This window comes from Pseudomonas sp. NPDC089996, assembly GCF_044748405.1.
Lineage (GTDB): Bacteria > Pseudomonadota > Gammaproteobacteria > Pseudomonadales > Pseudomonadaceae > Aquipseudomonas.
On record NZ_JBIVGA010000023.1, the window covers coordinates 58,939 to 66,841 of the forward strand.

General features: G+C 63.0%; 9 protein-coding genes. 6 read left to right on the forward strand and 3 right to left on the reverse strand.

What is annotated here, in order from left to right:
- Positions 1–94 precede the first annotated feature (94 nt).
- The 5 genes from ACIPW4_RS25935 to ACIPW4_RS25955 all read left to right on the forward strand — a co-directional run bounded on the left by ACIPW4_RS25935 (position 95) and on the right by ACIPW4_RS25955 (position 6,174).
- Positions 95–811 carry a GntR family transcriptional regulator gene (locus ACIPW4_RS25935; protein WP_400663186.1) on the forward strand — a complete coding sequence of 239 codons (717 nt, stop codon included), beginning with the start codon at positions 95–97 and terminating at the stop codon, positions 809–811.
- A 60-nt stretch (positions 812–871) separates the two neighbouring features.
- Positions 872–2,191 carry an NAD(P)/FAD-dependent oxidoreductase gene (locus tag ACIPW4_RS25940; RefSeq protein WP_400663189.1) on the forward strand — a complete coding sequence of 440 codons (1,320 nt, stop codon included), beginning with the start codon at positions 872–874 and terminating at the stop codon, positions 2,189–2,191.
- A gap of 182 nt (positions 2,192–2,373) precedes the next feature.
- Complete coding sequence (locus tag ACIPW4_RS25945; RefSeq protein WP_400663192.1) at positions 2,374–3,702, forward strand: MFS transporter; 1,329 nt, start codon at positions 2,374–2,376, stop codon at positions 3,700–3,702.
- 75 nt (positions 3,703–3,777) lie between these two features.
- Complete coding sequence (locus ACIPW4_RS25950) at positions 3,778–4,671, forward strand: dihydrodipicolinate synthase family protein (protein WP_400663194.1); 894 nt, start codon at positions 3,778–3,780, stop codon at positions 4,669–4,671.
- Between the two features lie 12 nt (positions 4,672–4,683).
- Positions 4,684–6,174: an aldehyde dehydrogenase gene (locus tag ACIPW4_RS25955; RefSeq protein ID WP_400663197.1), complete on the forward strand. Its 1,491-nt coding sequence runs from the start codon at positions 4,684–4,686 to the stop codon at positions 6,172–6,174.
- A gap of 78 nt (positions 6,175–6,252) precedes the next feature.
- Here the strand turns inward: ACIPW4_RS25955 and ACIPW4_RS25960 are convergent, their stop codons facing one another.
- Both ACIPW4_RS25960 and ACIPW4_RS25965 read right to left on the reverse strand, forming a co-directional pair.
- Positions 6,253–6,723, reverse strand: a complete 471-nt coding sequence (locus ACIPW4_RS25960; RefSeq protein ID WP_060510325.1) for an RNA methyltransferase — start codon at positions 6,721–6,723, stop codon at positions 6,253–6,255.
- Between the two features lie 73 nt (positions 6,724–6,796).
- Positions 6,797–7,168 (reverse strand): YajD family HNH nuclease, encoded by a 372-nt coding sequence (locus ACIPW4_RS25965; protein WP_060510327.1) that lies wholly within the window; start codon positions 7,166–7,168, stop codon positions 6,797–6,799.
- Between the two features lie 131 nt (positions 7,169–7,299).
- On the opposite strand from ACIPW4_RS25965, the gene ACIPW4_RS25970 reads away from it, so the two are divergent.
- Complete coding sequence (locus ACIPW4_RS25970) at positions 7,300–7,578, forward strand: hypothetical protein (RefSeq protein ID WP_400663200.1); 279 nt, start codon at positions 7,300–7,302, stop codon at positions 7,576–7,578.
- Positions 7,579–7,720: 142 nt separating this feature from the next.
- Here ACIPW4_RS25970 and ACIPW4_RS25975 read toward each other — a convergent pair.
- A partial coding sequence (locus ACIPW4_RS25975; RefSeq protein ID WP_400663203.1) for a hypothetical protein occupies positions 7,721–7,903 on the reverse strand: 183 nt, incomplete at its 5' end.

A 7,903-nucleotide genomic window follows, 5' to 3' on the forward strand; every position in this document is an offset into this window, starting at 1 on the left:
TTCATCGAAATTGCTGTAGACACATTGTCTAACAGTGCCATATAGTCGTTATACAAATAGTAGACATAGCTCTATGACAACAAAGAAGGCCGCCATGAAAGCCACCGTCCAACCACTCGCAGCAGAAGTGCCGCAGGACCGCAAAGCCGTCCTTGCCGAAGCCCTGCGCCGCCGGATCCTCAGCATGGAACTGGCCCCGGGCGCCGTGGTGGACGAACTGGCCCTGTGCGACGAGTTCGGCCTGTCGCGCCCCCCGGTCCGTGAGCTGCTGCGCCAGATTGCCGCCGAAGGCTACATCGAGCTGGAAGCCAACCGCGCGCCTCGCGTCGCCGCCATGAACCACGAGTCGCTGCACAGCTTCTACGTTGCCGCGCCGCTTATCTACGTGGCCACCACCCAGCTGGCCGCCACCTACGCCAGTGCCGATGAAATCGAAGTGCTCAAGGCCATCCAGGCCAAGTTCCGCCAGGCCATCGAAGAGCGCGACGTGGAAAACCGCGTGCTCTACAACGACGCCTTCCACCTGGAAATCGGCAAGATGGCGCACAACGATTACCTGATGCCAAGCCTGCGCCGCCTGCTCATCGACCATACCCGCCTGGGCAAGATTTTCTACCGCCATCCGACTACCGACGACATGCAGCGGGACCTCGAGATCGCCTGTGAACAGCACGAACAGATCATCGAGGCCATCGAGCGCCGTGATGCGCAGGCCGCTGGCCAGCTGGCCCGCGAGCACATGGAGCTGTCGCGTCGGCGCATGGCCGAGTACGCCGCACCGCAAGGGCTGGATGTACCGATTCAGATATGAATTACCCGGTCGCCGCCAGCGGCGCTGACCACCCGTCGAAACAAGAACCAGGTTAGTGACATGACAAGAATAAGTTCGTTACCTGCCGATGATGCCACCTGTGGCTGGTATCACCTGAGCAAACCTCGCACGCCAAGGCCGGCCCACAGTGGCAACAGCCAGGCGCGTTGGGTAGTGGTCGGCGCCGGTTTCACCGGCCTTGCGGCTGCACGCCAGCTGGCAACGAACTTCCCGAACGACGAGATCGTCCTGATCGAAGCGCAGGAGGTCGGTTTCGGCACCTCCGGGCGCAACGCCGGTTTCGCCATCGACCTGCCGCACGACATTGGCGCCGAGGACTACATCGGCGACATCGACATCGCCAAGACCATCCTGAAACTCAACCTGGGTGGCCAGTCTTACCTCAAGGAACTGATCGAGCGCTACGACATCGAGTGCCAGTTCCGCCACTGCGGCAAGTACCAGGCCGCCATCGAAGACCGCGGCATCGCCGTGCTCGATGCCTATCGCCGTGGCCTGGACAAGCTCGGCCAGCCCTATGAAGTGATCGAAGGGCGCGACCTGCCCGAGCACATCGGCACGCACTTCTACCGCAAGGGCCTGTTCACCCCCGGCACTGCGCTGCTGCAACCGTCGGCACTGGTGAAAGGCCTGGCCGACAGCCTGCCGAGCAACGTCTCCCTCTACGAAAATACGCCGATCACCGACGTCGAGTACGGCGACAAGGTGGTGCTGCGCCACGCCAACGGCTCGATCACGGCCGACAAGCTGGTACTCACCACCAACGCCTTCGGCATGAGCTTCGGTTTCCTCAAGGGCCGCATGCTGCCGGTGTTCACCTACGGCAGCATCACCCGCCCGCTGACCGAAGACGAACAGGCGCGCCTGGGCGGCAAACCTTGCTGGGGCGTGATCCCGGCCGACCCGTTTGGCACCACCATGCGCCGGACCGTCGACAACCGCCTGCTGATCCGCAACAGCTTCAGCTACAACCCGGACGGGCGTAGCAACCGCAAATACCTGGAACGCTTCGTCGAGCGCCACCGCGAATCCTTTGCCCGGCGCTTCCCGATGTTGCCGGGCGTGAACTTCGAATATACCTGGGGCGGTGCACTGGCCTTGTCGCGCAACCATATGGGCTTCTTCGGCAAGTTGGCGCCGAACGTGGTGGGCGCATTGTGCTGCAACGGCCTGGGCGTTACCCGTGGCACCGTCACCGGCAAGTTGCTCGCCGACTGGCTGGCCGGCGACAAGAACGAACTCATCGAGTTTCTGCTCAATGCCCCCGGGCCTTGCGCGAACCCGCCGCAGCCCTTGGTTTCCCTGGGCTTGAACGCCAACCTGATGTGGGGGCAGTTCCGCGCTGGCAAGGAAAGCTGATCGTTCTTTGAAGTAGACAGGAAGAAAATTGATGCCGGTGGTCATTTGCCGGCACGGGCGCCCTTTGCCCGAATTTGATGATCGAGATGCGTAGTCCGGTCACCCGGGGCTGAACGCGGTTTTCAGTGTCGCGGATGCGCTCGCCTTGAATATGTGCAAGCAAGAAGTGGTAGGAACTAACAATGACAAGTCCGAATATTTCGATTGAAGATGTACCGATCAACAACTTCCACCAGTTGCTGACCCTGCGTTCCGGTGGTGGTTCGTTCGTCGACGGTTATGTGTTGAGCATCATCGGCGTGGCCATGGTGCAGATGTCCGCAGGACTCGGCCTGACCAGCTTCTGGCAGGGCATGATCGCCGCTTCGGCATTGATCGGCATCTTCTTCGGTGGCTTCTTCGGCGGCTGGCTGACCGACCGCCTGGGCCGCAAACGGGTGTTCTTCGTCGGCCCGACCCTGTTCATCGTGGCTTCGGTTGCGCAGTTCTGGGTGGAGTCGGCGCTGGCCTTGTTCCTGTTGCGCTTCGTCATTGGTATTGCGGTGGGCATCGAATACCCGGTGGCGACATCGCTGCTGGTCGAGTTCCTGCCCAAGAAGAACCGCGGCCCGCGCCTGGCCACCCTGACCGTACTGTGGTTTGCCGGTGCCGCCACGGCCTATATGGCCGGCGAAGCGATCCTGCGCCACGGTGGTGACGATGCCTGGCGCCTGGTACTGGCCAGCGCCGCGGTGATTGGCGCGCTGCTGTTTGCCATCCGCCTGGGCACCCCGGAGTCGCCACGCTGGCTGATCAGCAAGGGCCGCTCGGCTGAGGCCGAGCAGGTGATCAAGGATGTGTACGGCAACGGATTCAGCTTGAAGAACCTCCCCGAGGAGCCGAAGAGCCGCAAGCTGTCGTTCCTCAGCCTGCTGCACTCCGGCTACGGCAAACGCATGTTGTTCGTCACCATGTTCTGGACCTGCTCGGTGATTCCGGTGTTCGCCGTCTACGCTTTCGCTCCGAGAGTGCTGGGTGCGTTGAACCTGAAAGGCGACTGGGCGGCGATCGGCTCGGTGGCCATCACCTGCCTGTTCGTGGTCGGTTGCATCATTGGCACCCGCCTGCTGAACACCATTGGCCGGCGCACCACGCTGCTGCACAGCTTCTTCTGGTCGGGGCTGGCACTGCTGGGCCTTGGCGCCTTCAGCAACGGCAACGAGATGCTCATCCTCGTGCTGTTCGGTGCCTACGCCTTGTTCATCGGCGGGGCCCAAGTGCTGCAGCTGGTGTACCCGAACGAACTGTTCCCCACCGAGATCCGGGCTGGCGCCGTGGGCGTAGGCACCTCGATGTCGCGGATCGGTGCCGCAGTCGGCACCTGGCTGGTCCCGATCGCCCTGGACAGCTATGGCATCGGCGCAACCATGTACGCCGCTGCCGCCGTGACCTTCGTCGGCCTGGCCTTCTCGGTCGCGCTGGCCCCGGAAACCCGTTCGCTGAACCTGCAACAGGCTGCTTCGCTAAGCTGAATTGACTGACAACCCGCCACGTCGTCGATCCGCCGTGGCCTTTACAACACTGATCAACGCACTGGAGAACCTACCGTGAAATTCGAAGGCATCTACACCCCGGCAATCACTCCGCTGGCTGCGGACGGCTCGATCGACAAGGCGGCGTTCGCCGAAGTGCTCGAATACCTGGTCGAGTCGAAGATCCACGGCGTCATCATCGGCGGCTCTACCGGCGAGTACTACGCCCACACCACCCAGGAGCGCATCGAACTGGCCGCCCAGGCCAAGGACGTGCTCAACGGCCGCCTGCCGCTGATCGTCGGCACCGGTGGTATCCGTACCGAAGACGCCGTGGCCTTCGCCCAGCACGCCAAGGAAATCAAGGCCGACGCGCTGCTGGTGGGCACCCCGCCGTACGCGCTGCCGACCCAGCAGGAAATCGCCCTGCACGTCAAAGCCGTGGACGCTGCCGCCGGCCTGCCGATCATGCTCTACAACTACCCGGGCCGCATGAGCGTGAGCATGGGCGAAGAATTCTTCGACGCCGTGGCCGACGTGAAGAACATCGTTGCCATCAAGGAAAGCTCCGGTGACATGGCCCAGCTGCACCGCCTGGCCATCAAGCGCCCGAACATCCAACTGTCGTGCGGCTGGGACGACCAGGCCCTGGAGTTCTTCGCCTGGGGCGCCAAGAGCTGGGTCTGCGCCGGCTCCAACTTCATCCCGCGTGAGCATGTGGCCCTGTACGAGGCCTGCGTGATCGAGAAGGACTTCGACAAAGGCCGCAAGATCATGGCTGCCATGATGCCGCTGATGGACTTCCTCGAAGGTGGCAAGTTCGTCCAGGCCATCAAGAACGGTGTCGCCCTGAACGGCCTGAGCACCGGTGGCGTGCGCAAGCCGCTGACCGACCTGGACGCTGCCGAGAAGCAGGAACTGCAGCGCGTGGTTACCGAACTCAAGGCCACCATCGCACAGATCAAATAAGGAGCCGGGAACATGGCTGATTTGCTGAGCAAGGAACAATACGCGGCCATCGCCGCCGACCTGCAACTGCGCACCCAGGCGTTCATCGACGGTGAATTCCGCGATGCCATCTCCGGTCGCACCTTCGTCACCACCAACCCGGCCACCGGTAAGCAGCTGGCTGAAGTTGCCGCCTGTGACGTGGACGATGTGAACGTCGCCGTGGCCGCGGCCACGCGCGTGTTCGAGGAAGGCACCTGGTCGAAGATGCAGCCGAACGACCGCAAGCACGTGCTGCAGAAGTTCGCCCAGCTGCTCGAAGACAACGCCCACGAGCTGGCCGTGCTGGAAGCGCTGGACAGCGGCAAGCCGGTCAGCGAGTGCCAGACCGTCGACGTGCCGGAAACCATCCACACCATCCGCTGGCACGCTGAGCTGATCGACAAGATCTACGACGCCACGGCCCCGACCGGCAACGCCGCCGTGACCATGGTGGTGCGTGAAGCCATCGGCGTGGTCGGCCTGGTGCTGCCGTGGAACTTCCCGCTGCTGATGCTGGCGTGGAAGATCGCCCCGTCGCTGGCCGCTGGTTGCTCGATCGTGGTCAAGCCGGCCAAGGAAACCACCCTCAGCGCCCTGCGCGTGGCCGAGCTGGCCCATGAGGCCGGCATTCCTGCAGGCGTGTTCAACCTGGTGCCTGGCGGTGGCCGTGAAGTGGGCGAAGCCATTGGCCGCCACATGGACATCCCGATGGTCAGCTTCACCGGTTCCACCGACACCGGCCGCCTGTTCCTGAAGTACGCTGCCGAGTCCAACCTCAAGCGCATCGTCCTGGAGCTGGGTGGCAAGAACCCGGCCGTGGTCATGAACGACTGTGAAGACCTGGACGAAGTGGCCCAGTTCGTTACCGCCGGTGCGTTCTGGAACATGGGCGAGAACTGCTCGGCGTCGTCGCGCCTTATCGTCCACAAGGACGTCAAGGACGAGCTGCTGAGCCTGATCGCCAAGCACCTGAAGGACTGGAAGCTGGGCGATCCGCTCGATCCGGACAACCGCCTGGGCGCCATGGTCAGCAAGTCGCACTTCGAGAAGGTCAAGTCGTACCTGGAATACGCCGCCGAGCAGAAACTCGACGTCGTCCAGGGTGGCGAGGCCGAACAAGGCGTATACATTCAGCCGACCATCGTCGACAACGTTGGCCGTGACAACAAGCTGTTCGTCGAGGAAATCTTTGGCCCGGTGCTGAGCGTGACCAGCTTCGAAACCATCGATGAAGCGATCGAGCTGGCCAACGACACCGTTTACGGCCTGGCCGCCTCGGCCTACACCGGCAGCCTGCGCAATGCGCTGCGCCTGTCGCGTGAAATCCGCGCGGGCGTGGTGACGGTCAACTGCTTCGGTGAGGGTGATGTGACCACGCCGTTCGGTGGCTACAAAGAGTCTGGCTTTGGTGGGCGCGACAAGTCCATCTGGGCCCACGACCAGTACACGGAGCTGAAGACCATCTGGATCAACGCTTCGTGATCTGAGCAAGACCGGTGCTGTTCTGACGGAGCTCAGCACCACCCGGCCGCCCTGCTGTCGCAGTGGCGGCCTTTTTTTTTATTTGAACTTGGGCCCAGAACGGGTATTCAGCCCCTTGGCCAGGCGGTCATACAGCACGACGTTCACCGTCGCCGCCAGGTTCATGCAACCTTCGGTCGGAATGTAGATGGTTTCTTCGCACCATCCGCGCACTTCCTCGCTCAACGAGCCATCCTCAGGCCCGAAGATATAGATCGCCCGGTCCGGGTGGGTGTATTCAGGCAGCGGCCGGGCGCCATCCACCAGCTCCACCGCCACCGGCGTGCAGCCCAGGGGAATGATGCGTTGCAGGTCGTCGATGCCGATCAGCGGAATGTCGTAGTGCACCCGCTTGGTGTCGGTGACGAAGTCACGCGCGCGCTCGTAGCGCTTGCCGGTGTAGAACACCGAGTTGACGCCGTAGCAACCCGCTGCGCGCATGACCGAACCGACGTTCTCCGCAGACTTGGGGTTGAACAGGCCGATGCAGCTGTACCGTTTGTTTGCCACGTGCCGGGGCCCTTCGCAAAAAAAGAGCGCGATTATACGGGCTTGCCGGCGGCAGCGGGGGTTGCAGTGACGGTCAGTCTTTTTTCAGCATGCCCGCCAGCCCCGCGAACGGGTTGTGGGTGGCCTTGGCGATGCTCGGGGTGCTGGTCGAGCCTTCGCTGAAGTACTGCTGGTCGGTGTAGCGTGAGTGTTCGTTGTCGTGGCAGTACAGGCACAGCAGCTCCCAGTTGGAGCCGTCCTGCGGGTTGTTGTCGTGGTTGTGGTCACGGTGGTGAACGGTCAGTTCGCTCAGGCGCTTGCCGGCGAACTCGCGGGCGCAACGGCCGCACACGTGCGGGTACATTTTCAGGGCTTTGTCGCGATAGCCCATCTCCTTGTCGCGCTTGGCGTCGGCGAGGATGCGGTCGAGGCGGGCGGTGGCGGCGGAGGTGGAAGCCGAACTCATGGTGTTTCCTTTGTTCTGATCAGGCAGATGACGGTTATGCCATTGAGTCTAGCGCGCTTGCGGGGCAGGCGGACAGGCGAAAACTTGAATATCGGCGTAGCCTGTAAAGAGGTCCCGACAGGAGGTTGCTGATGTTCCACGCGATCCTCGCCGCGCTGCTCGCCGCCGCCGTGCCCCTGGCCGAAGCGGCGGGCACGCCACCCCGGCTGAACACCCCGGTGCCCGGTGCCCCCGGTACGCCGACGCCCACGCCTTATCCGCAGATCACGCCGAGCTCGCCGCCCAAGGCCTACGACAGCACGCCGGGTGCGCCGCTGTTGCCGCCGATGCCGGTGCCAGGGCCGCCCAAGGATCAGGACTTGCCAGGGCTGCACCAGGAGCCGGCGAAACCGCCTGCGAGGGATGATTGACTGAAAGGAATTCGTTGGTTGCGAGATTCTGGGGCTGCTTTGCAGCCCTTTCGCGACACAAGGCCGCTCCTACAAAAGAACGCGATCCCCTGTAGGAGCGGCCTTGTGTCGCGAAAGGGGCGCAACGCGCCCCCCGGCATTCTCAAGCAATACCCAGCTCACCCAGCACAAACGCATACTCAAGTGCCACATCGCGCAGCCCTTGGAACCCCCGCTCATGGTCGAGCATTGTGTCGAGATTGCCTGAAAGGAATTCGTTGGTTGCGAGATCCTGGGGCTGCTTTGCAGCCCTTTCGCGACGCAAGGCCGCTCCCACAGGTACCGC

Excerpts from the sequence above, each read along its gene's own strand:
- ACIPW4_RS25940 (WP_400663189.1), top strand. The coding sequence starts at position 872 with ATGACAAGAATAAGTTCGTTACCTGCCGATGATGCCACCTGTGGCTGG.
- ACIPW4_RS25955 (WP_400663197.1), top strand. The coding sequence starts at position 4,684 with ATGGCTGATTTGCTGAGCAAGGAACAATACGCGGCCATCGCCGCCGAC.
- ACIPW4_RS25945 (WP_400663192.1), top strand. The coding sequence starts at position 2,374 with ATGACAAGTCCGAATATTTCGATTGAAGATGTACCGATCAACAACTTC.
- ACIPW4_RS25935 (WP_400663186.1), top strand. The coding sequence starts at position 95 with ATGAAAGCCACCGTCCAACCACTCGCAGCAGAAGTGCCGCAGGACCGC.
- ACIPW4_RS25970 (WP_400663200.1), top strand. The coding sequence starts at position 7,300 with ATGTTCCACGCGATCCTCGCCGCGCTGCTCGCCGCCGCCGTGCCCCTG.
- ACIPW4_RS25965 (WP_060510327.1), bottom strand. The coding sequence starts at position 7,168 with ATGAGTTCGGCTTCCACCTCCGCCGCCACCGCCCGCCTCGACCGCATC.